The sequence below is a fragment of the Mycolicibacterium brisbanense genome (genome assembly GCF_001570425.1).
Classification (GTDB): Bacteria; Actinomycetota; Actinomycetes; order Mycobacteriales; family Mycobacteriaceae; genus Mycobacterium; species Mycobacterium brisbanense.
Genome location: NZ_BCSX01000053.1, coordinates 203,282 through 228,844, shown reverse-complemented (window position 1 = coordinate 228,844; position 25,563 = coordinate 203,282). Strand labels below are relative to the sequence as shown.

Annotated in this window: 23 protein-coding genes; 8 read left to right on the top strand and 15 right to left on the bottom strand. The window is 68.0% G+C overall.

The features are described 5' to 3' along the window. The 5 genes from tal to RMCB_RS31245 all read left to right on the top strand — a co-directional run bounded on the left by tal (position 1) and on the right by RMCB_RS31245 (position 4,910). Entirely contained in the window at positions 1-1,116 is a 1,116-nt protein-coding gene (gene tal, locus RMCB_RS31265) for a transaldolase (RefSeq protein ID WP_062831842.1), read from the top strand. Beyond that, the gene (gene zwf / locus RMCB_RS31260; protein ID WP_029371207.1) at positions 1,113-2,660 is read left to right on the top strand and encodes a glucose-6-phosphate dehydrogenase; all 1,548 of its coding nucleotides are present in this window, start codon (positions 1,113-1,115) and stop codon (positions 2,658-2,660) included. Before tal ends, zwf begins: the two co-directional genes overlap by 4 nt. A 48-nt stretch (positions 2,661-2,708) precedes the next feature. Continuing rightward, entirely contained in the window at positions 2,709-3,620 is a 912-nt protein-coding gene (gene opcA, locus RMCB_RS31255) for a glucose-6-phosphate dehydrogenase assembly protein OpcA (protein WP_062831841.1), read from the top strand. Next, positions 3,613-4,326: a 6-phosphogluconolactonase gene (pgl, locus tag RMCB_RS31250; protein WP_062831840.1), complete on the top strand. Its 714-nt coding sequence runs from the start codon at positions 3,613-3,615 to the stop codon at positions 4,324-4,326. Before opcA ends, pgl begins: the two co-directional genes overlap by 8 nt. 209 nt (positions 4,327-4,535) lie before the next feature. Beyond that, the gene (locus RMCB_RS31245; RefSeq protein ID WP_029371202.1) at positions 4,536-4,910 is read left to right on the top strand and encodes a hypothetical protein; all 375 of its coding nucleotides are present in this window, start codon (positions 4,536-4,538) and stop codon (positions 4,908-4,910) included. 23 nt (positions 4,911-4,933) lie between these two features. On the opposite strand, the gene RMCB_RS31240 is transcribed toward RMCB_RS31245, so the two are convergent. Then, a complete protein-coding gene (locus tag RMCB_RS31240; RefSeq protein ID WP_062831839.1) occupies positions 4,934-5,914 on the bottom strand; it encodes an Lrp/AsnC family transcriptional regulator in 981 nt (326 codons plus the stop codon). 133 nt (positions 5,915-6,047) lie between these two features. Here RMCB_RS31240 and RMCB_RS31235 point away from each other — a divergent pair, with 133 nt between their 5' ends. Beyond that, positions 6,048-6,905, top strand: a complete 858-nt coding sequence (locus RMCB_RS31235; RefSeq protein WP_062831838.1) for an LLM class flavin-dependent oxidoreductase — start codon at positions 6,048-6,050, stop codon at positions 6,903-6,905. A gap of 15 nt (positions 6,906-6,920) precedes the next feature. Here the strand turns inward: RMCB_RS31235 and ppc are convergent, their stop codons facing one another. The 7 genes from ppc to gap all read right to left on the bottom strand — a co-directional run bounded on the left by ppc (position 6,921) and on the right by gap (position 14,331). Beyond that, positions 6,921-9,710 (bottom strand): phosphoenolpyruvate carboxylase, encoded by a 2,790-nt coding sequence (ppc, locus tag RMCB_RS31230; RefSeq protein ID WP_062831837.1) that lies wholly within the window; start codon positions 9,708-9,710, stop codon positions 6,921-6,923. A gap of 53 nt (positions 9,711-9,763) precedes the next feature. Continuing rightward, positions 9,764-10,183 carry a hypothetical protein gene (locus RMCB_RS31225; protein ID WP_062831836.1) on the bottom strand — a complete coding sequence of 140 codons (420 nt, stop codon included), beginning with the start codon at positions 10,181-10,183 and terminating at the stop codon, positions 9,764-9,766. Then, the gene (locus RMCB_RS31220) at positions 10,180-10,761 is read right to left on the bottom strand and encodes an MspA family porin (protein ID WP_062831903.1); all 582 of its coding nucleotides are present in this window, start codon (positions 10,759-10,761) and stop codon (positions 10,180-10,182) included. The genes RMCB_RS31225 and RMCB_RS31220 overlap by 4 nt, the downstream gene beginning before the upstream one ends. Positions 10,762-10,955: 194 nt before the next feature. Further along, positions 10,956-11,189, bottom strand: a complete 234-nt coding sequence (gene secG, locus RMCB_RS31215) for a preprotein translocase subunit SecG (RefSeq protein WP_029371193.1) — start codon at positions 11,187-11,189, stop codon at positions 10,956-10,958. Between the two features lie 44 nt (positions 11,190-11,233). Beyond that, complete coding sequence (gene tpiA, locus RMCB_RS31210; protein ID WP_062831835.1) at positions 11,234-12,019, bottom strand: triose-phosphate isomerase; 786 nt, start codon at positions 12,017-12,019, stop codon at positions 11,234-11,236. Positions 12,020-12,049: 30 nt separating this feature from the next. Continuing rightward, complete coding sequence (locus RMCB_RS31205) at positions 12,050-13,273, bottom strand: phosphoglycerate kinase (RefSeq protein WP_062831834.1); 1,224 nt, start codon at positions 13,271-13,273, stop codon at positions 12,050-12,052. A 35-nt stretch (positions 13,274-13,308) separates the two neighbouring features. Further along, positions 13,309-14,331 (bottom strand): type I glyceraldehyde-3-phosphate dehydrogenase, encoded by a 1,023-nt coding sequence (gap, locus tag RMCB_RS31200; RefSeq protein ID WP_062831833.1) that lies wholly within the window; start codon positions 14,329-14,331, stop codon positions 13,309-13,311. A 149-nt stretch (positions 14,332-14,480) separates the two neighbouring features. Between gap and RMCB_RS31195 the strand changes: the two genes are divergently transcribed. Continuing rightward, the gene (locus tag RMCB_RS31195) at positions 14,481-16,142 is read left to right on the top strand and encodes an SLC13 family permease (protein WP_062831832.1); all 1,662 of its coding nucleotides are present in this window, start codon (positions 14,481-14,483) and stop codon (positions 16,140-16,142) included. Positions 16,143-16,148: 6 nt separating this feature from the next. On the opposite strand, the gene whiA is transcribed toward RMCB_RS31195, so the two are convergent. From whiA to uvrC, 4 genes are read right to left on the bottom strand one after another with little or no spacing between them, the layout of a single operon-like run. Beyond that, the gene (gene whiA, locus RMCB_RS31190; RefSeq protein WP_084388660.1) at positions 16,149-17,126 is read right to left on the bottom strand and encodes a DNA-binding protein WhiA; all 978 of its coding nucleotides are present in this window, start codon (positions 17,124-17,126) and stop codon (positions 16,149-16,151) included. Next, positions 17,123-18,214 (bottom strand): uridine diphosphate-N-acetylglucosamine-binding protein YvcK, encoded by a 1,092-nt coding sequence (yvcK, locus tag RMCB_RS31185; protein ID WP_062831830.1) that lies wholly within the window; start codon positions 18,212-18,214, stop codon positions 17,123-17,125. The genes whiA and yvcK overlap by 4 nt, the downstream gene beginning before the upstream one ends. 22 nt (positions 18,215-18,236) lie before the next feature. Beyond that, positions 18,237-19,154 (bottom strand): RNase adapter RapZ, encoded by a 918-nt coding sequence (rapZ, locus tag RMCB_RS31180; protein ID WP_062831829.1) that lies wholly within the window; start codon positions 19,152-19,154, stop codon positions 18,237-18,239. Further along, complete coding sequence (uvrC, locus tag RMCB_RS31175) at positions 19,151-21,172, bottom strand: excinuclease ABC subunit UvrC (protein WP_062831828.1); 2,022 nt, start codon at positions 21,170-21,172, stop codon at positions 19,151-19,153. The genes rapZ and uvrC overlap by 4 nt, the downstream gene beginning before the upstream one ends. A 57-nt stretch (positions 21,173-21,229) precedes the next feature. On the opposite strand from uvrC, the gene RMCB_RS31170 reads away from it, so the two are divergent. After that, a complete protein-coding gene (locus RMCB_RS31170) occupies positions 21,230-23,197 on the top strand; it encodes a gamma-glutamyltransferase family protein (protein ID WP_201028373.1) in 1,968 nt (655 codons plus the stop codon). Positions 23,198-23,220: 23 nt separating this feature from the next. Here RMCB_RS31170 and RMCB_RS31165 read toward each other — a convergent pair whose 3' ends face one another. Genes RMCB_RS31165 through RMCB_RS31155 form a run of 3 tightly spaced genes read right to left on the bottom strand, consistent with a single transcriptional unit; the run spans position 23,221 to position 25,531 of the window. Next, positions 23,221-23,685 carry a PH domain-containing protein gene (locus RMCB_RS31165; protein WP_062831827.1) on the bottom strand — a complete coding sequence of 155 codons (465 nt, stop codon included), beginning with the start codon at positions 23,683-23,685 and terminating at the stop codon, positions 23,221-23,223. Continuing rightward, entirely contained in the window at positions 23,682-24,164 is a 483-nt protein-coding gene (gene ribH / locus RMCB_RS31160; protein WP_029373175.1) for a 6,7-dimethyl-8-ribityllumazine synthase, read from the bottom strand. Before ribH ends, RMCB_RS31165 begins: the two co-directional genes overlap by 4 nt. After that, a complete protein-coding gene (locus tag RMCB_RS31155; protein WP_062831901.1) occupies positions 24,161-25,531 on the bottom strand; it encodes a bifunctional 3,4-dihydroxy-2-butanone-4-phosphate synthase/GTP cyclohydrolase II in 1,371 nt (456 codons plus the stop codon). The genes ribH and RMCB_RS31155 overlap by 4 nt, the downstream gene beginning before the upstream one ends. Positions 25,532-25,563 lie beyond the last annotated feature (32 nt).

Sequence of the window (25,563 nt, the reverse complement as noted above, 5' to 3'; positions counted from 1 at the left end):
ATGACTCAGAACCCGAATCTCGCGGCGCTGAGTGCCGCGGGCGTATCCGTGTGGCTCGACGACCTGTCCCGTGAGCGGCTGCAGTCAGGGAACCTGACCGAGCTGATCAACACCCGCAGCGTCGTCGGCGTCACCACGAACCCGTCGATCTTCCAGGCCGCGCTGTCCAAGGGCACAGCCTACGACGCGCAGGTCTCCGAGCTCGCCGCGCGGGGCGCCGACGTCGACGCCACCATCCGCACGGTCACCACCGACGACGTGCGCAATGCGTGCGACGTCCTGGCCAAGACCTACGAGGCCACCGACGGCGTCGACGGCCGGGTGTCCATCGAGGTCGACCCGCGGCTGGCGCACGACACCGACAAGACGATCCTGCAGGCCATCGAGCTGTGGAAGATCGTCGACCGGCCCAACCTGCTGATCAAGATCCCGGCGACGCTGGCCGGCCTGCCCGCCATCACCGCGGTGATCGCCGAGGGCATCTCGGTGAACGTCACACTGATCTTCTCGGTTGAGCGGCACCGCGCCGTCATGGACGCGTACCTGGAGGGTCTGGAGAAGGCCCGCGAGGCCGGTCACGACCTGTCCAAGATCCATTCCGTCGCATCGTTTTTCGTGTCCCGCGTGGACACCGAGATTGACGCCCGGCTGGAGAAGCTCGGCTCCGCCGACGCGCTGGCGCTGCGTGGCCAGGCCGGGGTCGCGAATGCCCGGTTGGCCTACGCCGCCTACGAAGAGGTGTTCGGCGGCGACCGGTTTGCCGCGCTCAAGGGTGACGGCGCACGCGTGCAGCGACCGCTGTGGGCCTCGACCGGCGTGAAGAACCCGGACTACTCCGACACGCTGTACGTCACCGAGTTGGTGGCCCCGAACACCGTGAACACCATGCCCGAGAAGACCATCGAGGCTGTCGCCGATCACGGGGTGGTGACCGGTGACACGATCTCCGGCACGGCCGCAGCCTCGCAGGAGACCTTCGACAAGCTCGCCGCGATCGGCATCGATCTCCCCGACGTGTTCAAGCTTCTCGAGGACGAGGGCGTGGACAAGTTCGAGAAGTCGTGGCAGGAACTGCTCGACGCGACCCAGGGCCAGCTCGACGCCGCAAAGAAATGACCGAAACCAACAGGCGTCCCGCAGACTGGGTCAACCCGCTGCGGGACAAACGGGACAAGCGCATGCCCAGGATCGCCGGGCCGTGTGCCGTGGTGATCTTCGGCGTGACCGGCGACTTGGCCCGCAAGAAGCTGATGCCGGCGATCTATGACCTGGCCAACCGCGGACTGCTGCCGCCGAACTTCGCGCTGGTGGGCTTTGCCCGCCGGGACTGGGCCGACGAGGACTTCAGCAAGATCGTCTACGACGCGGTCCGCCAGCACGCCCGCACCCCGTTCCACCAGGAGGTCTGGGACCGGCTGGCGGAGGGTTTCCGGTTCGTCCAGGGCACGTTCGACGACGATGCCTCGTTCGATCGGCTCAAGGACACCCTGAACAAGCTCGACGTGGAGCGCGGGACCAGCGGCAATCACGCGTTCTACCTGTCGATCCCCCCGAAGGCGTTCCCGCAGGTCTGCGAACAGCTTTCCCGCAGCGGGCTGGCCGAGAAGCCGGACTGCAGTTGGAGCCGGGTGGTCATCGAGAAGCCGTTCGGCCATGACCTCAAGAGCGCCGAGGAACTCAACAGCGTCGTCAACAGCGTCTTCCCGGAGTCGTCGGTGTTCCGCATCGACCACTATCTGGGCAAGGAGACCGTGCAGAACGTCCTCGCGCTGCGCTTCGCCAACGAGCTGTTCGAACCGGTGTGGAACTCCCACTACGTGGACAGCGTCCAGATCACCATGGCCGAGGACATCGGCCTCGGGGGGCGCGGCGGCTACTACGACGGTGTCGGCGCGGCCCGCGACGTGATCCAGAACCATCTGCTGCAGCTGCTCGCGCTCACCGCACTGGAGGAGCCGGTGAGCTTCTCCCCCGCCGAGCTGCAGGCCGAGAAGATCAAGGTGCTCTCGGCGACCAGGCTGGTCGAGCCGCTCGACGAGACCACGTCGCGCGGACAGTACGTCGCCGGCTGGCAGGGCGGCGAGAAGGTCGTGGGCCTGCTCGACGAGGAAGGCTTCTCCAAGACCTCGACCACCGAGACGTTCGCGGCCATCACCCTGGAGGTGGACACCCGCCGGTGGGCCGGGGTGCCGTTCTATCTGCGCACCGGAAAGCGGTTGGGGCGCAGGGTCACCGAGATCGCACTCGTGTTCAAGCGGGCGCCGCACCTGCCGTTCGATGCCAGCATGACCGACGAGCTCGGCGAGAACGCACTGGTGATCCGGGTGCAGCCCGACGAAGGCATCACGCTGCGGTTCGGATCCAAGGTTCCGGGCCACATCATGGAAGTGCGCGATGTCAGCATGGACTTCTCCTACGGTTCGGCATTCGCCGAGGAGTCGCCGGAGGCCTACGAACGGCTGATCCTCGACGTGCTGCTCGGTGAACCGTCGCTCTTCCCGGTCAACGCCGAGGTCGAATTGTCGTGGAAGATCCTCGATCCGGCGCTGGAGTACTGGGCCACGCACGGTAAGCCGGACCCGTACGAAGCCGGGACCTGGGGCCCGGACTCCGCGTTCGAGATGTTGCGTCGGTCCGGCCGGGAATGGAGACGGCCGTAGTGATGAGCCCTCGGGCGAGGAGCCATCGATGAAGAACAGAGGACTCCGATGATTGTCGATCTGCCCGACACCAACACCGGTGCCATCAACAAGAAGATCGTCGCGCTGCGTGAGGAAGGCGGCGCCATCACGCTCGGCCGGGTGCTGACGCTGGTCATCGCACCCGACAACGAGTCGCTGCTCGAAGAGTCGATCGAGGCAGCCAATGCCGCGAGCCGCGAGCATCCCTGCCGCGTCATCGTCGTCATCCCGGGCGACCGCTTGGCGACCGAGGCCCGGCTGGATGCCCAGCTTCGGGTCGGCCGGGACGCGGGCGCCAACGAGGTTGTGGTGTTGCGGCTCTCCGGGCCGTTGGCGAACCATGCCAGCAGTGTGGTGACCCCGTTCCTGCTGCCCGACACTCCGGTGGTGACGTGGTGGCCGGATCTGGCTCCGAAGGTTCCGGCGCAGGACCCGTTGGGCAAGTTGGCGATTCGGCGGATCACCGATGCCACCAACGGCGAGAACCCGTTGGCGTGCATCAAGAGCAGGCTGGCCGGCTACAGCACCGGCGACACCGACCTGGCTTGGAGCCGGGTGACCTACTGGCGCGCCCTGCTGACCGCGGCAGTGGATCAGGGACCTTACGAACCGATCACGTCTGCGCTGGTGTCCGGACTGAAAGACGAACCGGCACTTGACGTCATGGCGGGCTGGCTGGCCAGCCGCATCGACGGTCCGGTGACCAGAGCCGTCGGGGAGCTCAAGGTGGAGCTCAACCGTGCCAGTGAGACCATCACACTGACCCGGCCGCAGGAGGGCGTCACCGCGACGCTGATCCGCACCGGCCGGCCGGATGCGCAGATTCCGTTGGCCCGCAGGGAGACTCGCGACTGCCTTGCCGAGGATATGCGTCGACTGGACGACGACGAGATCTACTTCGAAGCGCTCCAGGGAATCGAGAAGGTGACATATGTCTGAGCGCGTGATCGAAACTTACGTCGACGCAGAGCAATTGGCGGCTGCGGCGGGAGCCCGGCTGGTGGGGGCGATCACGTCGGCCATCGCGACCCGCGACGAGGCGTCCATCGTGTTGACCGGCGGCACCGTCGGGATCGCGATGCTGCGCCACGTCGCCGGGGCCGAGATCGACTGGTCCAAGGTGCAGCTGTTCTGGGGCGACGAGCGCTTCGTACCGGCGGGCGACGCCGACCGCAATGACCAGCAGGCGCACGACGCCCTGCTGGAGTCGATCAACATCCCGCCCGCCAATGTGCATCGGATGGCCACCAGCGACGGCGAATTCGGCGACGCCATCGACGATGCCGCGGCGGCGTACGCCGAGGTGCTGCCCGCAGAGTTCGACGTGCATCTGCTCGGCATGGGCGGTGAGGGCCACATCAACTCGCTGTTCCCCGACACCGCCGCGGTGCAGGAAACCGAGCGGCTGGTGGTCGCGGTGACGGACTCCCCCAAACCGCCGCCCCGGCGCATCACGCTGACCCTGCCTGCGGTACACCGCGCCCGTGAGGTGTGGCTCGTGGTGGCCGGCGCCGAGAAGGCCGAAGCGGTGGCTGCCGCGGTCGGCGGGGCCGCCCCGGTCGATGTGCCCGCGGCCGGTGCGATCGGCCGTGAGCGCACGGTGTGGCTGCTCGACGAGCAGGCTGCCTCCAAGCTGCCCGACTGATCGGCTCACACGTCCTCGGCGGCAGGGTCAGGGCGCCGGCCGCCCAACCTGTCGGCCAGTGCCTCCCGGTACCCGGCCAGATAGTCGGTGGGTGCTGATTCTGAAGCGCGCTCACGGCTCAGTTGCCAGGGATGCGAACAGTATTTCGCCACACCGGTTCAGACGCACCGGTTCCGGGTTCGGTTCCATCACCGGCCATACTTGCTGTCATGGGAGACAGAGGCGACAGCCGGGCCCGCCCCGCGCCGCGGCGCCGGATCAGGACGCTGACCCAGGCGGCGCTGAACGCCGACGCCACGGTCGAGCAGATCGATGCGCTGCTGGTCGACCTCGACACCACGGTGACCAGTCTCAACAGTTCGATCGGCGACCTCGACGTCACGCTCGAGCGGTTCAACCGAACCATCACCAGCATCGATGAATTGGCGCCGCGGCTGATCGCGATGGTCGAGCGCCTCGAAGGCATCGTGAACCGCGTGGAGGCGATGGTGGACATCGGTGAGGCGGTGGCGTCGCCGATGGCCACCGCCGAGAACGCGGTGCGCCGGGTGGTCGGGGTGGTGCGCCGGACCACGGGGATCTAGGGACGTAGCGCGGGTCGCGGCCCCTACCCCGCCCGGACCAGCCTGCCGTGCGAGATCAGCGAACCCACCTGCTTGACTCTCTTGCTGCGGATACTGACTTCGTAGGTCTGGATGCCATCGACGGTGGCGAGTTGCTCGGCGACATAGCGGTAGAGGTGTGCAGTGTCGCGGCAGATCACCACGACCATCAGGTTCGCAGGGCCGCTGACCGCGGCGACCGAGGCAACCTCGTCGTGCCGCACGAGCTGCGCTGCCACCGACTCGAGGTGGCGCGGCATCGTCGAGATCCAGATCATCGCATTCAGCGTGAATCCCAGCCGCTCCGGCAAGACGTCGACGTCGTAGGCGACGGTGTCGGAGGCCTGCAAGGCAGCGAGCCGACGCTTCACGCGCGCCGGTGACCATCCGGTGAGCGCGGCGAGTGCACTGTCGGAGATCCGGCCGTCGGCGGCAAGCGCATCGAGCAGCGGCTGATCCGCAGCCGTCGGCGCGACGGGTCGGTCAGGTTGCGCACGCACCGGTGTCTCCAGCGCGGCGATCCGGTCCGCGTCGAGAGGGTGCCCGTGTCCGGTCCATTGCGCGCCGGTTGGCGAACCGAACACGTTGAGTACCAAGTCGACCCGCATGTCGAGAACCGCTGACGTACGGGGCAGACGCTGCAGCAGCCCGTCGCCGGAGTCCCCGATCGGAGCCCGGACGACGCAGACGAGTTCGGTACCGCCCGACAGGACGTTGGCGTGGGTCACCTCGGGGCGGCGGACCAGCGCATCGGCGAGCCGAGGCAAATCGTCAGGTTTGGCGTGGATGCGCACCATCCATTGGCATTCCCCGTACACCCGCGGGTTCACCACGCCGACCACGCGGAGCACGCCGTCCCGGCAGAGTGCGCGGTAACGACGTGCAACGGTTTGCTCACCAGCGCCGACGATCTCGGCGATCCGGCGAAACGAGGCCCGCGGCGCGATCTGCAGTGCGTGCAGAATTCCGCCGTCCAGTGCGTCCATAGTGAAGAAAACACTACAGATATCCCGTCATTCTGTTCTGTTTTGCCGCTTACCGGGTCATTTGTTGCGGAAATCAACGACACAGCCGAGGCTGAGAATCACCACCGTCAGATGTGAAAGTCGAGGATGTGCTGTGAAACTGGGAATCGGGCTGCCGAACCACATCGCCGGTGTACCGGGACCCGCCGTGCTTGCCTGGGCCCGCCGTGCCGAGCACCGCGGGTTCGAGTCCGTCACGACGATCGACCGCCTGATCTACCCGAGTGTCGACTCGGTGATTGCGCTGGCCGCTGCCGCCGGCGCAACGACTGACGTGCACCTGGTGACGAATGTCCTTCTGGCACCGGTATATCCCGTCGTTCCCCTGGCCAAGCAACTCGCGAGCGTGGCACAGATGTGCGGGGGCCGGCTGGTCGTGGGCCTCGGGGTGGGCAACCGTCGCGATGACTATGCCGCCGGCGGCGCCGATTTCGACAGGCGGGGCAAGATCCTCGACGAACAAGTCGAGCAGATGCGCAGGCTGTGGACCGGGGACCCGGTCGCCGGCGATGCCGCGTTGTGCCCTGCGCCCGTGCATATTCCGCTCCTGTTCGGCGGACATTCCGCGGCTACGGTGCGGCGGGTGACCACAGTCGGCGACGGGTGGGCGGCCGGCGCGGTACGCCACTACGACACTCAGGCCGAGCTGGCCGAGCGGATCCGGACCGGCTGGCAGGCCGCAGGTCGCTCCGGGAGCCCTTACCTACAGACATCGGTGAACTTCGCGCTCGGGTCACCGGAAGCTGTCGCGACCGGACGGGACCATCTGGCCCGCTACTACGGTTTCACGCCGGAGTACGCGCAGGTCAACGTCGCCGACATGGTCAGTTCCGCAGCCGACGCACGCGAGACCGTCCGCCGGTACGGGGACCTCGGATTCGACCGCGTGCTGTTTCATCCGGCGAACCCGGAGGTCGACCAGGTCGAGCGGCTCGCCGACGCGGTCCTGTGATGGTTGCGGGACCACTCAGCCGCTGTTGCGCAGCGCAGTGGCCAGCCCGCTCATGGTGAGCAGGATGCCACGCTGCACCAATTCATCGGTGTCCCCGGAACGGTAGCGCCGCAACAGTTCCACCTGCAGATGGTTGAGCGGCTCGAGATACGGGAACCGGTTGAACACCGAGCGGGCCAGGGCGGGGTTGTCGGCCAGCAGGTCGTCCTGGCCGGTGATCAGCCGGTGCATGCGAATGGTGCGCTCGTGTTCGGCGACGATCTTGTCGAACACCCGGGACCGCAGATCCTCATCTTCCACCAGCTCCGAATACCGCGCCGCCAGGCCCATATCGGACTTGGCGAGCACCTGGGCCATGTTGGAGAGCACCGTCGCGAAGAACGGCCAGCGCTGGTAGAGATCCTGCAGTACCTCGAGCCGCCCGTCCCCTTCGCCGATCCACTCCTCGAACGCCGTCCCGGTGCCGTACCAGCCGGGCAGCATGACGCGCGACTGGCTCCAGGCCAGCACCCACGGGATGGCGCGCAGATCGGCGATCGAGGTGGTCGGCTTGCGCGAGGTGGGCCTGCTGCCGATGTTGAGGGCGCCGATCTCGCTGACCGGTGTGGACGCCTTGAAATAGTCGACGAAACCCGCTGTCTCGTGCACCAATTCGGCGTAGGCCCGCTGGGCCCGGGCAGCGAGATCGTCGAGTACCGCGTACGCCGGGGCAGCCTCGTCACCGAGCCCTTCGACGTCGAGCAGGGTCGATTCCAGGGTCGCCGCCAGCAGGGTTTCCAGGTTGCGGTGCGCGATCCGAGGCTCGGCGTACTTGGCCGCGATCACCTCACCCTGTTCGGTGATCCGCAACGATCCCTTCACCGCGCCGGGCGGCTGCGCCAGGATGGCATCGTAGCTGGGGCCGCCGCCGCGGCCGACGGTGCCGCCGCGACCGTGGAAGAGCCGCAACCGGATTCCGGTCTTACGCGCCGACTCCACGAGGTCGAGTTCGGCGCGGTACAGAGCCCAGTTGGCGGCCAGATAGCCACCGTCCTTGTTGGAATCCGAGTAGCCGAGCATGACTTCCTGCTGCCGGCCGCGCGCCGTGACGATGTCGCGGTACACCGGCAGATCAAGCGCATCCTCCAAGATCGTGGAACCGCGCTGCAGGTCGTCGATGGTCTCGAACAGCGGTACGATCCCGACTGGGCAGTACCCGGTCGAAACATCCAGCAGCCCAGCCTCTTTCAGAAGCACCGCGGCCTCCAGCAGATCGGAGACCGACTGGCACATCGAGATGATGTAGTTGGGCACCGCCTCCGCGCCGAGCACCTTGACGGCCCGGGCCGCCGCGGCGACGATCCCGAGCTCCTTGTGCGCGAGTTCCGAGAGCTCCGCGCCCTCACCGATCAGCGGCCGGCGGGTGGCAACCTCGCGGGCGAGCAGCTCGACCCGCTCGGCCTCCGGCAACGACGCGTAGTCCGGATGGACGCCGGACCAGGCCAGCAGCTCGGCGATGACCTGCTCGTGCGTCTCCGAGTTCTGCCGCATGTCCAGGCCGCACAGGTGAAAACCGAAGACCCGCACGGCCTCTCGCAGGCGGGCCAAGCGATCATCGGCCAGCACGGCGCTCCCGTGCCCGCGCAGTGAAGCGTCGACGATATCGAGGTCGGCGAGCAACTCCGCGGGCATGCGGTACGCGGTCAGCCCCAGGTCGAGCACCCGTTCGGGCTGCTCGTCGAGGATTTCGGCGGCAGTCGCGGTCAGACGGCCGTGGATCGCGCGCAGCGCGCGCCGGTACGGTTCGTCGGCGCGCGCCGGCTCGGCACAGGCGTCGGCGAGCGCAGCGAGCGCCGGGCTGACGTGGACGAGGCGCGCCGACAGCGACAGCTCTTCCTCCAGCGCGGTGATCTCGGTGAAGTAGTGCGCGAGCGCGGTGTACGCGGCCCGCCCGGTGGCCAGCCGGACGATCTCCGGTGTGACATTGGGGTTGCCGTCGCGGTCGCCGCCGATCCACGAACCCGGCCGCAGGATCGGGACCTCCAACAGCCCGGCTTCGGGCCAGCGGCTCTGCAGTTCACTGCGCACCTGAGCGTTCACCTGCGGTATGACGTCGAAGAAGGCCGCCGGGTAGTACCGCAGGCCGGTTTCGATCTCGTCGGAGATCTTCAGCCGCGACAGTCGCACCAACGCCGTCTGCCACAGCGTCAGGATGTGCCGTCGCAGCTCGACCTCGATATCGCGGTCGTCGGCGGTGCGGGTCTGGCCGTGCAGCCGCAACCGCATCAGCTCCGTGATGCGGTGCTGGGTGTCGAACACCGTGCGGCGCCGAGTCTCGGTGGGATGTGCCGTGATGACGGGCGAGACCAGCGCCCCGGCCAGGGCGTCGGCGACGGCTGCAGCATCGAGAGCTGCCGAGTCCAATTTGCGGTAGGTGGCCGCCAGGCTGCTGTCCTGCGGGGGTTCGCCCGCCGCGACGTGCACAGCACGGCGCCGTTCCCGGTGGATGTCCTCGGCGACGTTGGCCAGCAGCGCGAAGTGGGTGAAGGCCCGGATGACCGGAATCGCTTGGTGGACATCGATACCGCCGAACAGTCCGGCGAGCTCCGCTCGGTCGATCTCGGAGCGCCGGACGCGAAACGACTCCACCCGGGCACGTTCGATGAGGTCGAACACCTCGTCGCCGTTCTGTTCGCGCACGGTGTCGCCGAGGATCGTGCCCAGCAGCCTGATGTCCTCGCGCATCGGCTCGGTGGCTTCCCGGCCCACCTGGGTCCGGTACACCGAACCGATGGGCAACAAGGTGGTGTCGAAAGCCTCTGCCATGTGTCCCAGTATCGGGGGTCGGCGCGCCGGGCGCACAACGGGCAGGTATCCGACTACGGCGTGGGCGCAACGATCGGTGCGGGGGTGGGGACTGACGTGGCCGACAGTGTCGACCGGACCCCGGTCACCGGGACGATCGGGGTGGGACTCGTCGATGTGCCGGTCGAATCACTTTGGCCGCCAGAGGCTTTGGCATGTGGCGTCGGCTGGCCAGGCGGCAGCACGATCGGGGTTGTGGCAGCCTGGCCGGTGTCCTTGCCACCGGTGTCCGTCTCGGAGCTGAAGTCGGGCGGCCAGTCCACCGATGTCGGTGGCCAGATTTCGGTCTTCCCCGATCCGTTGCCCGGTGCCGCACAGCCCGCAGCCGCACCGAAATCGCCTGCGCCCGTGCAGTTGTCGGCGTTGGCCGCGGGCAGGTTGGCGAGGGCCGCGGCCACCAGCGTGGCCGCCATCAGGAACTGTCGGGCCGTCATAGCGAGAGGATGTCCCCGTAGGCGTTCACGCTGTCGTCGGATTTGTCGGTATCGATCATCGCGGTAGCGAAGAACCGGATGGACACCGGCCCGCCGCAGGCGTCGACCTTGACGTGCGCATCGTGCACGACGATCTCCCCGGTGCGGCCCTTGAGTTCCTTCTTACCCAAGCCGATGTTGGTGATGGTGCCCGGCAACAGGTTCACCGACACGTTGCCGCCGAGATCGGCATACGGGCCGATGTCGTTGAGCGCGTTGCCATTGATACCGGGGTTGACCCCGATGTCAGCGTCGCCGCCGACGCTTGCGCCCTCACTGAGGTCGATCTGGCAGCCCAGTTGGAGCCCGAGCACCAGGGTTCCCGAGTTGACGGCGACGCCGCCGTTGCCGTCGATGGTGGCCGCGGCCTTGCCCGTGACGAAGCCCTCACGCGTGAACGCGGTCGCGGCCATGTTCGGCACCGAATTGATCGTCATGCGGGTCAGCGACGCGCTGAGATGCCATCCGTCGTCGGTGTCAGCCGACTGGGTGACGTCGGCCACCGGAAGCGGCTCCGCATGGGCCGGGCCACCTGCCAGGCAGAGCAGCGATGCCGCGCCCGCGCCGGCGCCGAGAAGTCTGAACACGTACACCCCGCCTAAGCCCCAAAAAGGTCTGGTCGGTGACTGATTCAGGCACCGACGGCGATCCTAGGAGGCTGCGCTGAGTGGTTCCTGGCACCCGAATACGGATGACCGGTGGACTTGCGCTGGGCTGGCGACGGGGTGAAACGTTAGGAGTACTTGATCTGCAGGGCAACGCCGATGATCGAGACCAGCCAGATGCCGGTGACGAACAGCGTCAACCGGTCGAGGTTCTTCTCGACCACCGTGGACCCGGACAGGCTGGACTGGACGCCGCCGCCGAACAAGGTGGACAGACCGCCACCCTTGGCACGGTGCAGCAGGACCAGCAGCACGACCAGCACACTGGTCACGACCAGGATGATCTGCAGCGCCAATTGCATGGCCGCCAGAGTACCTGGTCAGGCTGCCGGTCCCGGCCCCGGGGTTACGGCAGCGGCCCACCGGCGGCGATGGCCGAGAGGGTGGCGAACTGCTCGCCATCCAGCGACGCACCGCCGACGAGGGCACCGTCGATGTCGGGCTGCGCAACGATCTCACCGGCGTTCTTGGCGTTCACCGAGCCGCCGTAGAGCACCCGGATACCGGCCGCGAGCTCGGGTGACGACAGGTTGCCGAGTTCCTCGCGGATGGCCTTGCAGACCTCCTGCGCGTCGGCTGCGCTGGCGACCCGGCCCGTGCCGATGGCCCACACCGGCTCGTACGCGATGACGACATTGCCGATCTGTTCTTTGGACAGCCCGGCAAGGGAACCGCGCAGCGAGTTGATGTTGAACTCGACGTGGTCGCCGGCCTCACGCACCTCGAGCTGCTCCCCGATGCAGACGATCGGGATGAGACCGTGCTTGAACGCCGCGGCGGCCTTGGCGGCCACCAGCGCATCGTCCTCGTGGTGATACGTGCGTCGCTCGGAGTGTCCCACCACGACGTAGCTGCAGCCCAGCTTGGCCAGGAACGCGCCGCTGATGTCGCCGGTGTAGGCGCCGGAGTCGTGCTGAGACAGATCCTGTGCGCCGTACGTCAGCCGCAGCTTGTCACCGTCGACGAGCGTCTGCACGCTGCGCAGATCGGTGAACGGCGGGATGACGGTCACGTCGACCTTGTCAAAGTACTTGTCCGGCAAGGCAAAAGCGATCTTCTGCACCAGAGCGATGGCCTCGAAGTGATTGAGGTTCATCTTCCAGTTGCCGGCGATGAGCGGCTTGCGAGCCACGGGTCTCCTCGTTGATCTTGAGTGGACGAACTACTGCAGAATTTCGATACCGGGCAGGACCTTGCCCTCCAGGTATTCCAGCGATGCGCCCCCGCCGGTGGAGATGTGCGAGAAACCGTCCTCGGGCAGACCGAGCTGTCGCACGGCCGCGGCCGAGTCGCCGCCGCCCACCACGCTGAAAGCGCCCTTTGCGGTGGCACCGATGATGGCCTCGGCCACCCCCTTGGTGCCTGCCGCGAACGCCGGAAACTCGAACACCCCCATGGGGCCGTTCCAGAACACGGTCTTGGCGTTCGACAGCAGCGCGGTGAAGCGCTTGACCGACTCGGGGCCGATGTCGAGCCCCATCTTGCCGTCCGGGATCCGGTCCGAGGCGACCGTCTCAGGCTCGGCGTCTGCCGCGAACTTGTCGGCGACGACGATGTCGACGGGCAGGTGGATCACGTCGGCGTAGGTGTCCAGCAGCCGCTTGCAGGTGTCGATCATCTCTTCCTGGCACAGCGAGGTTCCCACTGAAACACCTTGTGCGGCAAGGAAGGTGAAGCACATACCACCACCGATGATGAGGCTGTCGGCCTTGGTGGCGAGGTTTTCGATGACCGCGAGCTTGTCGGACACCTTGGAGCCGCCGAGGACCACCGCGTACGGCCGTTCGGTCGAGCTGGTCAGCTGCTCGAGCACCTTGACCTCGGCATCCACGAGCGTGCCTGCGTAGTGCGGCAGCAGCGTCGCGACGTCATACACCGACGCCTGCTTGCGGTGCACGACACCGAAGCCGTCAGACACGAAGGCACCCGGTGACCCATCGGCACCCTCGACGAGCGCGGCGAGTTCCTGGGCCAGCGCCAGCCGCTCGGTGTCGTCCTTGCTGGTCTCGCGCGGATCGAAGCGGATGTTCTCCAGCAGCAGGACGTCGCCGTCGGTGAGGCCCTCGGCGCGGGCCAGCGCATCGGTCCCGACCACGTCACCGGCCAGCTGCACGTGCCGGCCCAGCTTCTCCCCCAGCGCCACGGCCACCGGGGCCAGCGAGAACTTGGCGTCGGGACCGCCCTTGGGCCGGCCGAGGTGCGCGGTGACGACGACCTTGGCGCCCGCCTCGGCCAGCGCCTGCAGCGTCGGGACAGAGGCGATGATGCGGCCCGGATCGGTGATGTTGCCCTGGTCGTCGAGCGGGACGTTCAAATCGGAGCGAACCAGTACGCCCCGACCTTCCACACCCTCGGCCAGCAGATCGGACAGAGTTGAGACAGCCACTGTTGTTTTTATCCCGTCGCTTCGCTCGCCCTGGCTCAGAGCGACTTGCCGACCAGCGCGACCAGATCGGCGAGGCGGTTGGAGTAGCCCCACTCGTTGTCGTACCAGGAGACGACCTTGGCCTGGTTGTCGATGACCTTGGTCAGGCCCGAATCGAACAGCGAGCTGTGCGGGTCGGTGACGATGTCGCTCGACACGATCGGCGCGTCGTAGTACTTGAGGATGCCCTTGAGCGGGCCCTCGGCGGCGGCTTTGAACGCGGCGTTGATCTCGTCGGCGGTGGCCGACTTGCTGAGCTCGGCGGTCAGGTCGGTGACCGAACCCGTGGGGATCGGCACCCGCAGCGCGTAGCCGTCCAGCTTGCCCTTGAGTTCGGGCAGCACCAGGCCGATGGCCTTGGCGGCGCCGGTCGAGGTCGGCACGATGTTGATGGCCGCGGCGCGGGCGCGACGCAGGTCCTTGTGCGGGCCGTCCTGCAGGTTCTGGTCCTGGGTGTAGGCGTGGATGGTGGTCATCAGACCCTTGACGATGCCGAACTCGTCGTTGAGGACCTTGGCCAGCGGCCCGAGGCAGTTCGTGGTGCACGAGGCGTTGGAGATGATGTTCTGGCTGCCGTCGTACTTGTCGTCGTTGACGCCCAGCACGATGGTGATGTCCTCGTCGGTGGCAGGCGCCGAGATGATGACCTTCTTGGCGCCCGCATCCAGGTGACCCTTGGCCTTGGCGGCGTTGGTGAAGATGCCGGTGGACTCGACGACGACGTCGACGCCCAGGTCACCCCAGGGCAGCGCCGCCGGGCCTTCCTTGACCTCGAGCGACTTGATCTTCTTGTCGCCGATGACGATGGTGTCGTCACCCTCCAGGCTGACATCCTGCGGCAGGCGACCCAGGATCGAGTCGAACTTCAGCAAGTGAGCCAGGGTGGCGTTGTCGGTGAGGTCGTTGACCGCCACGATCTCGATGTCGGTGTTCTGGCCCTCGGCCTGCTGCGCCGCAACGGCCCGGTAAAAGTTGCGGCCGATGCGGCCGAAGCCGTTGACGCCTACCCGGATGGTCACGTGATTTCTCCCTTGTCGCCAGTGGACTGCTCGCGCAACAGCCTAGTGGTGCCGGTCTCCGTGCGCGCCATCTGGTCAGTGCAGGACCTGCGGAACTCACCGTGGGTGCCCTCACACGCCGTTGACCGGGTCTGGTTGACAATCTGGGCATGGCACTGACCGCTGCGGTGATCATCGTCGTCACGTTGATCGTGATGACAACCGGCCGGACACCCGCGGTACTGGCCCTGATCTGTGCCCTGGTGGCCGCCGGACTCCTCGGTATCGCCACGCCCGGCGAACTGTTTGCCGGCCTCAGCAACGGCGGGGTCGTCACCATCGCGGCGATGCTGGTCATCGCCAAGGGTGTGCTGCACACCGGCGTGGTGTCACGCGTGACGTTTCGGTTGCTGTCCGGGGTCACCACCGCCGGGCAGGCGTTGCGTCGGCTGATCCCGCCGGTCGGGTTCGTCTCGGCACTGATCAACACCACGCCGATCGTGGCGATGCTCATCCCGGCCGCCAAAGAACTCCAGCAGCAGTCCGGGGTGCCGGCGCGCGGCGTCCTGCTGCCGATCGCGCACGCCACGACCCTGGCCGGTTCGGCGACCCTGATCGGTACCAGCTCGAACCTCCTGATCGCCGCGCTGGCGGCCCCGTCGGGCGTGACGCTGTCGATGTTCTCGTTCGTCCCCGTTGCGGTGCCGGTCGCGATCATCGGCTGGCTGGTCCTGCTGGTCACCGCCCCGGTGATGTTGCGTGGCCGCGCCGACGAGGCCGAACGGGAACTGTCCTGGCGCGCGGAGATCCCGGTCTCGGTCAACGCCAACGCCGTCGGCCGCACCGCCGCGGAACTGGGCGTCCACACCACGCTGGAATATCAGCTGCTGGAAATCCGCCGCTGGGGCAAGGCGGTGGCGTCCGATTCGGTGCTGGCCGCCGACGACGTCCTGGTCTACAAGTGCACCGAGGACGGCGTCCGAATGCTCTGGGGCAGTCCACGATTCGGGCTGTCGCCGCAGCGCCTCTATCTCGTGGCGGTGGCGAACAACGAGCAGGCCACTGTGCGCGATCTCGAGGAGGACGAGGACATCGTGGTGGTCGCGGCGCAGACCGACAAGCTGCTGCGCGAGGCCCACGCCGAACCCGGGGAACTGTGCCTGGTGACCGCGAGCTCCGCCGAGGCGCTCGCCGAGCAGCCGCTCGTCGGGCTGTGGCAGCAGGCCACCGGCACCGCACCGCAGACCGGCAAGACCTGGGTCGCCCTGGCCATCCTGACCGCGGTCATCGTCGCCGGGTCCCTTGGCCTGGCCGCCGTCGAACTCGTCGCCGTCACCGGGGCGGTCCTGATGGTGCTCACCGGGGTGCTCACGCCACGCTCCGCGGCGCGGGCGCTGAACTGGAACATCCTGGCCATCATCGCCGGGTCGATCGGCCTGGGCACGATCGTGGTGAACAGCGGCCTGGGCGGCTACATCTCCGACGCCATCCTGCGGCTGTCGGGCAGCAGTATCCCGCTGGTCGTGCTCGTCGTGGTGGTGGGCACCACGCTGCTGACCAATGTCGTCACCAACGCCGCCGCGGCCGCGATCCTGACCCCGGTCGTGCTGACCATCGCCGCCTCGACCGGGCTGGATCCGGTGCTGCTGCTGATCCTCGTCGGGACGTGCATCTCGTTCACGTTCCTCAACCCGTTCAGCCACCAGTCCAACCTGATGGTCATGCGCCCCGGCGGGTACACCTCGGCGGCCTTCGTGCGGTTCGGTCTGCCGCTCACCGCGGTGTCGGTGCTGACCGCCTTCGGTGTCGGCTGGGCGCTTTTGGCCCTGTGACCTGGATCAGGCGTCGTCGAGCAGGTCGGGGGTGACCGCCGACTCGGTGTCCGGAATGCCGTCCTGCTTGGCCTTGCGGTCTGCCATCGAGAGCAAGCGTCGAATCCGCCCCGCCACAGCATCTTTGGTCATCGGCGGGTCGGCGAGCCGGCCCAGCTCCTCCAGCGAGGCCTGCCGGTGCTCGACGCGCAACTTGCCCGCCGCCGCGAGGTGGTCGGGCACCCCGTCGCCCAGGATGTACAGCGCCCGCTCGACCCGGGCGGCGGCAGCGACCGCAGCGCGTGCCGACCGGCGCAGGTTCGCGTCGTCGAAGTTCGCCAGCCGGTTGGCGGTGGCCCGGACCTCGCGGCGCATGCGCCGTTCCTCCCACGTCAGCCGGGTGTCCTGAGCGCCCATCCGGGTCAGCAGAGCGCCGATGGCCTCGCCGTCGCGGACCACCACGCGGTCACTGCCACGCACCTCGCGCGCCTTGGCGTTGACACCGAGCCGCCGCGCCGCGCCCACCAGGGCCAGCGCCGCCTCGGGCCCGGGGCAGCTGACCTCAAGCGCCGACGACCGGCCGGGCTCGGTCAGCGAACCGTGGGCCAGAAACGCTCCTCGCCAGGCGGCTTCGGCGTCGCCGACACTGCCGCCCACCACCTGTGCGGGTAGCCCGCGCACGGGACGGCCACGCAGATCGAGCAGGCCGGTCTGCCGCGCCAGCGCTTCGCCATCGGCGGCCACGCGCACCACGTAGCGGGTGTTCTTGCGGATACCGCTGGCCGACAGCACGTGCACCACCGCGTTGTAGCCGTAGAGATCGTGGATGTCCTTGCGGAGCCGGCGCGCGATGATGCCGAGATCCACCTCGGCCTCCACCACGACGCGGCCTGCGACGATGTGCAATCCGCCGGCGAACCTCAGCAGCGACGCGACCTCGGCGCGGCGAGCACTCACCGAATTGACCACCAGCCGGCTCAGCTCGTCCTTGACCTCGGCTGTCATCGCCACGGATCGTCCCCTCTCGATCTGTTTGGTGCCGGTTCCTGCCGCATGACATCGACCGACCTGGCGGTCGGCGTAGGAACCGTGGGTTCCTGCACGATGCCGCCGTCGGGTGTTTTGGCGCGCAGGCCGACGCCTTCCAGGGCCGCGGCCAACCTCGCCGGGTCATGTAAAGGTGTACCAGGTCGGCACACGTCAGCAAACTCAACGCGGGCGTTGAGGATCTTGGCCGTGCGGCTGAGCTGCTCACGTTCGCGCTGGCTCGGCACGCTACTGGCGTCCACGATGATGTCATGCACCGTGAAGTCCGGCGCATGCTGGGCCAGCACATGGATGTGCCGTTCCACCGAGAAGCCCGCCGTCTCACCGGGCTCGGCCACCAGATTCAGCACCAACGCGCGTCGGGCCGTCGTCGCCTGCAGTGCGGCCGCCAACTGGGGCACCAGCACATGCGGAATGACGCTCGTGAACCACGAGCCCGGGCCCAGCACCACGAGGTCGGCGGCCATGATCGCATCGATGGCTTGCCGCGTGGCAGGCGGGTCACCGGGCAGCAACCGCACCCGCCGCACCTGGCCCACCGTCGTCGCGATGGCCACCTGACCGCGGATCACCCGGCTCATCCGGGGATCGGATTCCAGCCCGGCCACGTCGGCCTCGATCTGCAGCGCGATGGGACACATCGGCAGCACCCGCCCCTTGACCCCGAGGATCCGGCCGAGTTCGTCGAGCGCGGCCACCGGGTCGGCCAGGACCTCGTTGAGCCCGGCCAGTATCAGGTTCCCGATGGGATGACCGGCCAGCGCTCCGCTGCCACCGAAGCGGTGCTGGATGATGGTGGCCCACAGCCGGCCGTGCGGACTGTCGGATGCCAACGCCGCCAATGCCATTCGAAGATCGCCGGGTGGGACGACGTCCAGCTCCGAACGCAGCCGGCCCGACGAGCCACCGTCGTCGGCAACCGTCACCACCGCGGTCACGTGCGGCGTGAGGCGCCGGGCCGCCGACAACGTCGCGTACAGGCCGTGCCCACCACCGAGGGCAACGATGCGACTGGGTGAATTGCTCTCGTCGCGTCCGGGACTCATTTGTCCTCCTCGCGTCCGGGCCTCATTCGCGACCCAGATCCCGGTGCAGCACCCGCACCGTGAGTTTGTCGCCGCCCGCCAACCGCTGCGCCAGGGCTTCGGCGATCGCGACACTGCGATGTTTGCCGCCGGTGCACCCGATGGCCACGGTCATATAGCGCTTCCCCTCCCTGCGGTAGCCGTCGATCACGACGTTCAACAGCCGATGGTAGGTCTCCAGGAACTCGTGGGCTCCGGGCTGACCGAGGACGTAGTCCCGCACCGCGGCATGCTGACCGGTGTGTGGGCGCAGTTCGTCCACCCAGTGCGGATTGGGCAGGAACCGCACATCCATCACCGTGTCGGCGTCCATCGGCAGCCCGTACTTGTAGCCGAACGACTCTACTGTCACGTTGGTGTCCGATACCGCCTCGCCGCCGAACGCCCGCTCGATGCTCGCCCGCAGTGCCGGCACCGGCAGAGCCGAGGTGTCGATCACGAGATCGGCCACCGCACGGACCGGGGCCAGCATCGCGCGCTCGGCGGCGATCCCCTCGGCCAGGGTCTGATTGCCCTGCATCGGGTGACTGCGCCGGTTCTGTTCATAGCGGCGCACCAGGATCGCGTCGGACGCCTCCAGGAACAGCACCCGCGGTGTGATGTTCCGCGTGGCGAGCTCCTTGCGCACAGAATCCAGGTCGCCGGTGAAGCCCCGGGACCGCGCGTCCATCACCACCGCCAACTGGGTGATCCGCGACCCCGCCGCCAGGCCGAACTCGACCATCCGGGCGATCAGCTCGGGCGGCAGATTGTCGGCGACATACCAGCCGAGGTCCTCGAGCACCTTGGCCGCGGTGCCGCGTCCCGCCCCCGACAAGCCGGTGACCAGGACCACGTCGATACCGGAATCGGCGACCGCCCCGGTGCTGTCGAGAGGGTCCCGATGTGGCTGTTCTGTCACGCCCGATCCGCCTGCCGCTCACTGGTGTCCATGTCCGCCCCTGTCATCGCACTGCCCCTCGATCGATCATCCTGGATAACGGTTGCGGCTGCGTCGGAATCCGGCCCGCTCAGCGCCTCCCGGACGGCCCGCGCCGTCGCGACACCGATGCCCGGCACCGCGGTGATCTCCTCCACAGTCGCTTCTTTGAGCCGGGCCACGGAACCGAAATGGGTCACCAGCGCCTTGCGCCGATTCTCCCCCAGCCCGCGCACGGCATCGAGGGCCGACGCCGTCATGCGCTTGGACCGCTTACTGCGGTGGTAGCTGATGGCGAAGCGGTGTGCCTCATCGCGCACCCGCTGCAACAGATACAGCCCTTCGCTGGTGCGGGGCAGGATCACCGGATCGGGCTCGGAGGGCACCCACACCTCTTCGAGACGTTTGGCCAACCCGATCACCGCGACATCGTGGACGCCGAGCTCCTCGAGGACCGCGGCCGCGGCGTTGACCTGCGGGGCGCCGCCGTCGACCACGAACAGGTTGGGCGGATAGGCGAACCGGCGCGGCCGCTGCTCGGCCGTCACATCGGGTTTGGTGTCCGCGAGGTGCCGCTGGAACCGCCGCCGGGTGACCTCGGCGATGGAGGCCACGTCGTCGGAGCGTCCCTCCCCCGCCGCCTCCCGGATGGCGTAGTGCCGGTAGTCGCTCTTGCGCGGCAGCCCGTCCTCGAACACCACCAGCGAGGCCACCACATCGGTGCCCTGGACATGGCTGATGTCGATGCACTCGATGCGCAGCGGCGCGTCGGCCAGCCCGAGCGATTCCTGGATGCTCTGCAGAGCTTCGGATCTGGCGTTGAAATCCCCGGCCCGCTTGAGTTTGTGCTGGGCGAGCGCCTCCTGCGCGTTGCGTTGCACCGTCTCGGCCAGCGCGCGCTTGTCACCGCGCACCGGCACCCGCAACGCCACGCGTGAGCCGCGCAACCCCGACAGCCAGACCGCCAGTTCATCGGCGTTGGGTGGCAGCACCGGCACCAGAACCTGTCGCGGCACCGGATTGGTCGCCTCGTCGGCGGCACCGCCCAGCTCGGCCTGATCACCGTAGAACTGGGTGAGAAACTGCTCGACCAACTGCTCCTGCCCGGACTGCTCCGGATCACCCGACTTCTCCACGATCCAGCCGCGCTGGCCGCGCACCCGGCCGCCGCGGACATGGAACACCTGGACGGCGGCCTCCAGGTCGTCGTCGGCGAAGGCCACCAGATCGGCGTCGGTGCCGTCGCCGAACACCACCGCCTGCTTCTCCAGCGCCCGCTTGAGCGCAGAGATGTTGTCCCGCAAGCGCGCTGCGCGCTCGAAGTCGAGTTCCTCGGCGGCCGCGAGCATCTGCTGCTCAAGGTCGCGCGCCAGTCGGTCGGTGCGGCCGGCCAGGAAGTCGCAGAAGTCCAGGACGATCTGCCGGTGCTGCTCGGCGGTGACCCTGCCGATGCAGGGGGCCGAGCACTTGTCGATGTAGCCGAGCAGGCACGGACGCCCGATCTGGTTGTGCCGCTTGAAAACTCCGGCCGAGCAGGTGCGGGCCGGGAACACCCGGGTCAGCAGGTCGAGGGTTTCGCGGATGGCCCAGGCATGCGAATACGGGCCGAAGTAGCGCACACCCTTCTTGCGCGGGCCGCGGTACACCATCAACCGCGGGTACTCCTCGTTGAGCGTGACCGCCAGCACCGGATACGACTTGTCGTCGCGGTAGCGGATGTTGAAGCGGGGGTCGAACTCCTTGATCCAGTTGTACTCGAGCTGCAGCGCCTCGACTTCGGTGTTCACCACCGTCCACTCGACGCTGCCCGCCGTCATCACCATCTGTCTGGTGCGCGGCGCCAGTCCGGCGAGATCGGCGAAGTACGACGTCAGCCTGCTGCGCAGACTCTTGGCCTTGCCGACATAGATGACCCGCCCGTGGGGATCGCGAAACCGGTAGACGCCCGGTTCAACTGGGATCGATCCGGGCGCCGGCCGGTATGTCGCTGGATCGGGCACGGATTCAAGGTTACTGCCGCGATCCGACTGATCTCCGCTACCGTCGAGAGGGTGCGGATGCTGGCGTCCACGCGATTGGTCATCGCCCTGCTCACTGGCGTCGTGTTGGTTCTCGGCGGATGCGCCGGCGACGGTCAGCGCCGAAGCACGACCACGACCGCGCCGTGCACGATCGCCTCCAACGGCACCCCGACACCCAAGACGCCGACCGCACCTGCGCCGCCGCCCGCGCCGGGCACGACGGCAAACCTGGCGACCAATCCCGAAGTGGCGACGGGCTACCGCCGGGACATGACCGCGGTCCACACCGCCACCTACGCGGTCGCGACCGCGAACCCGCTCGCCACCGAGGCCGCCTGCAAGGTGTTGCGCGACGGCGGCACCGCCGCGGATGCCCTGGTGACCGCGCAGGCCGTGCTCGGCCTCGTCGAGCCGCAGTCCTCAGGCATCGGCGGCGGCGGATTCCTGGTCTACTACGACGCCGCTTCCGGGGCGGTGCGGACGTTCGACGGCCGCGAAACCGCACCTGCCGCGGCCACCGAGAACTATCTGCGATGGGTGTCGGACACCGACCGCGTCGAGCCCCGACCCAATACCAGGGCCTCGGGACGCTCCATCGGCGTACCCGGCATCGTGCGGATGCTCGACGACGTTCACCGCACCTTCGGAAAGAAGCCGTGGCGCGAGCTTTTCGAACCCGCGGTGCGACTGGCCGACAACGGCTTCGACGTCAGCCCCCGGATGGCGGAAGCCATCGCCGACGCCGCGCCCCAACTACGGGTCGATCCCGCCGCCGCGGCATACCTGCTGCAACCCGATGGCAGCCCCAAGCCGGTGGCCACCCGGCTGACCAACCCCGCATACGCCAAAACGCTCGGCGCCATCGGGTCGGGCGGCGCCCAGGCCTTCTACACCGGCGACATCGCCCGGGCCATCGTCGCGGCAGCGACCGACACCACCGGTGGGCGCACCCCGAGCCTGATGACCGAGCAGGACCTCGCCGGCTACACCGCCAAGGAACGCCCACCGCTGTGCACCGGGTACCGCGGGCGCGAGATCTGTGGCATGCCGCCACCGTCGTCGGGCGGCATGGCTGTGGCCGCGACGCTGGGCATCCTGGAACACTTCGCGATGAGCGCCGACCGGCCCACCGATATCGACCTCAACGGCGGACATCCCACCGTGATGGGAGTCCATCTGGTGTCCGAGGCCGAGCGGCTGGCCTACGCCGACCGGGACCGCTACGTCGCCGATACCGACTTCGTGCCCCTGCCCGGCGGCACCCCGGAGACACTGCTGGGCAGCGCATACCTCACCGGGCGCGCGGCGCTGATCTCCCAGCAGCACACCATGGGCACGGCACAGCCCGGCGAGTTCGGTCCGCCGGCCACCGCGGCACCGGCGCGCGAACACGGCACCAGTCAGGTCAGCATCGTCGACAGCTACGGCAATGCCGCGTCGCTGACTACCACGATCGAATCGTCGTTCGGCTCGTTCCACATGGTCGACGGATTCCTGCTGAACAACCAGCTCACCGACTTCGCTGCCGATCCGATGAGCCCCGAGGGCGTCCCGGTCGCCAACCGCGTGCAGCCGGGCAAACGACCGCGCAGTTCCATGGCGCCGACGCTGGTGTTCGACAAGACCGGTCCGGGACGCGGGCCGCTGTACGCGGTCCTGGGGTCACCGGGCGGCTCGGTGATCATCCAGTTCGTCGTGAAAACGATTGTCGGCATGCTGGATTGGGGCTTGGATCCGCAGCAGGCGGTGTCCATGGTCGACTTCGGTGCCGCCAACACCCCGGAGACCAACGTGGGCGGCGAGCATCCCGCCGTCGACGCGTCCGGTCCGCCCGGCGCCCAGGGCGATCACGATCCGCTGGTGGCCGGGCTGCGCAAGCTGGGCCACCGGGTAAACGTCGCCGACCAGTCCAGCGGGCTCTCGGCCCTGATGCGCGCACAGCCGGGCTGGGTGGGCGGCGCGGACCCGCGCCGGGAAGGCCTGGTGATGGGAGACGCGCGCTGACCCGGCCGGAAACCTGGGCTGAGTCAGCCCGCGCTCGGACGGTACTTGTCGGTCAGCGCCCGCAGCTGGTCCATCGCGTCGACGGCCCGGCCTTTGTCGATCGCCTGGATGGCCATCAGCGGGATGTACTCGTCGTCGGGCAGGTCGACCCTGGCCCACCTGGCGCCGACCGGGAAGGACACCCCGACGACGTCGGACCACGGAACCAGCTTGTACGACACGAGGTTACGCACGGCCAGACCCTGCGCACCGACACGCAGCCGCGGCCGCGCGAGCATCAGCACCGCGCCGGCGAGGATGACGCCGAGCAGTGCCATGGCGACCTGGTCGGAGGTCTGGAACACCACGCCGGTGGATCCCACCTTCAGCAGCGCGCCGATGGTGATGTGCGCGGCGACGAGCACGAACGCCGCCGCGTAAGCGAACATCGGTGTGCGATAAGGCTTTATCTCGACGTCCCAGCCGGCTTCGGTCATCGGCTTGGTCATGCCAGCGCGCGTAGTTCCCGCAGGGTCAGCGCGGTGGACAGAGCCGCGGCGGCAGCCTGCGCCCCCTTGTCCTCGACCGACCCGGGCAACCCGGCCCGGTCCAGAGCCTGTTGCTCGTCGTTGGTGGTCAGCACACCGTTTGCCACCGGCGTCGACGCATCCAGCGAGACCCGGGTCAAACCCTGGGTGACGGCATCACAGACATAGTCGAAATGCGGTGTCTGACCACGGATCACCACACCCAATGCGATGACGGCATCATGTGTGGCAGCCAAAGCCTGTGCCACGACGGGAATTTCGATGGCGCCCAGCACACGCACCACGGTCGGGTCCACGACGCCGGCCTCGGCCGCGACCTTGCGGGCGCCGTCGAGCAGGGCGTCACAGATCGTGGTGTGCCACGTGCTGGCCACGATGGCCAGCTTCACGGTCGAGGCGTCGACCTTGGGCATGTCGGGAACGCCCGCGCCCCCGCTCATTTGTCGTCTCCGCCGACGCTGCTCACCGCGCCACCCGAACCCGGAATGTCACCGGAATCGTGCGCACTCGGCGGACGCCGGTCCCCGAGTAGATATACGGCCTCATCGTAATCGTCCATGCTCACCGCTTCGTCGTAATCGTCGAGCCCCACCAGATCGTGGCCCATCCGGTCGCGCTTGGTCATCAGGTACCGGATGTTCTCGGCGTTGGCGCGCACCGGCAGCGGCACGCGCTCGATGATGTGCAATCCGTAGCCGTCCAGTCCGACGCGCTTGGCCGGGTTGTTGGTCAGCAACCGCATGGACCGGATACCGAGATCGACCAGGATCTGAGCGCCGATGCCGTAGTCCCGCGCGTCGGCGGGCAGGCCCAGTTTCAGGTTGGCGTCGACGGTGTCCTCACCGGCGTCTTGCAGCTGATAGGCCTGAAGCTTGTGCATGAGGCCGATGCCCCGGCCCTCGTGGCCGCGCATGTAGAGCACCACGCCGCGGCCTTCGCGGGCCACCATCGCCATGGCGGCGTCCAGCTGCGGGCCGCAATCGCAGCGCCGCGAGCCGAATACGTCGCCGGTCAGGCATTCCGAGTGCACCCGCACCAGCACGTCGTCGCCGTCGCTGTGCGGCCCGGCGATCTCACCTCGAACCAGCGCGACGTGCTCGACTTCGTCGTAGATGCTCTTGTAGCCCACCGCGCGGAACACGCCGTGCCGCGTGGGAATTCGAGCCTCGGCGATACGTTCGACGTGCTTCTCGTGCTTGCGGCGCCACTCGATCAGGTCGGCGATGGAAATCAGTGCGAGGTCGTGCTCGTCGGCGAACACCCGCAGCTCATCGGTGCGGGCCATGTCGCCCTCGTCCTTCTGGCTGACGATCTCGCAGATCGCGCCCGCGGGCTGCAGCCCCGCGAGCCGGGCCAGGTCGACGGCGGCCTCGGTGTGCCCCGGGCGGCGCAGCACGCCACCGTCCTTCGCGCGCAACGGCACCACGTGCCCGGGCTTGGCGAAGTCCTCGGCGACGGCCTTGGGATCGGCCAACGCCCGCATGGTGGTTGCTCGGTCCGATGCTGAAATACCGGTTCCCACACCCTTTTTCGCATCAACGGTAACGGTGTAGGCAGTGCCGTGCTTGTCCTGGTTGACCGCATACATCGGCAGCAGGCCGAGCCGGTCGCAGACCTCGCCGTCGAGCGGGACGCACAGGTAACCCGAGGTGTACCGCACCATGAACGCCACCAACTCGGGGGTGGCCTTCTCGGCGGCGAAGATCAGATCGCCTTCGTTCTCCCGATCCTCGTCGTCGATCACCACCACGGCTTTGCCCGCGGCGATATCGGCAATCGCCCTCTCGACCGAGTCGAGCCTGGTCATCTTCGCCACCTTGCCTGTTCCAGTGCCGACTC

Excerpts from the sequence above, each read along its gene's own strand:
- tal (WP_062831842.1), top strand. The coding sequence starts at position 1 with ATGACTCAGAACCCGAATCTCGCGGCGCTGAGTGCCGCGGGCGTATCC.
- zwf (WP_029371207.1), top strand. The coding sequence starts at position 1,113 with ATGACCGAAACCAACAGGCGTCCCGCAGACTGGGTCAACCCGCTGCGG.
- opcA (WP_062831841.1), top strand. The coding sequence starts at position 2,709 with ATGATTGTCGATCTGCCCGACACCAACACCGGTGCCATCAACAAGAAG.
- pgl (WP_062831840.1), top strand. The coding sequence starts at position 3,613 with ATGTCTGAGCGCGTGATCGAAACTTACGTCGACGCAGAGCAATTGGCG.
- RMCB_RS31245 (WP_029371202.1), top strand. The coding sequence starts at position 4,536 with ATGGGAGACAGAGGCGACAGCCGGGCCCGCCCCGCGCCGCGGCGCCGG.
- RMCB_RS31240 (WP_062831839.1), bottom strand. The coding sequence starts at position 5,914 with ATGGACGCACTGGACGGCGGAATTCTGCACGCACTGCAGATCGCGCCG.
- ppc (WP_062831837.1), bottom strand. The coding sequence starts at position 9,710 with ATGGCAGAGGCTTTCGACACCACCTTGTTGCCCATCGGTTCGGTGTAC.
- RMCB_RS31225 (WP_062831836.1), bottom strand. The coding sequence starts at position 10,183 with ATGACGGCCCGACAGTTCCTGATGGCGGCCACGCTGGTGGCCGCGGCC.
- secG (WP_029371193.1), bottom strand. The coding sequence starts at position 11,189 with ATGCAATTGGCGCTGCAGATCATCCTGGTCGTGACCAGTGTGCTGGTC.
- RMCB_RS31195 (WP_062831832.1), top strand. The coding sequence starts at position 14,481 with ATGGCACTGACCGCTGCGGTGATCATCGTCGTCACGTTGATCGTGATG.
- whiA (WP_084388660.1), bottom strand. The coding sequence starts at position 17,126 with ATGACAGCCGAGGTCAAGGACGAGCTGAGCCGGCTGGTGGTCAATTCG.
- yvcK (WP_062831830.1), bottom strand. The coding sequence starts at position 18,214 with ATGAGTCCCGGACGCGACGAGAGCAATTCACCCAGTCGCATCGTTGCC.
- RMCB_RS31170 (WP_201028373.1), top strand. The coding sequence starts at position 21,230 with ATGCTGGCGTCCACGCGATTGGTCATCGCCCTGCTCACTGGCGTCGTG.
- RMCB_RS31165 (WP_062831827.1), bottom strand. The coding sequence starts at position 23,685 with ATGACCAAGCCGATGACCGAAGCCGGCTGGGACGTCGAGATAAAGCCT.
- ribH (WP_029373175.1), bottom strand. The coding sequence starts at position 24,164 with ATGAGCGGGGGCGCGGGCGTTCCCGACATGCCCAAGGTCGACGCCTCG.
- RMCB_RS31155 (WP_062831901.1), bottom strand. The coding sequence starts at position 25,531 with ATGACCAGGCTCGACTCGGTCGAGAGGGCGATTGCCGATATCGCCGCG.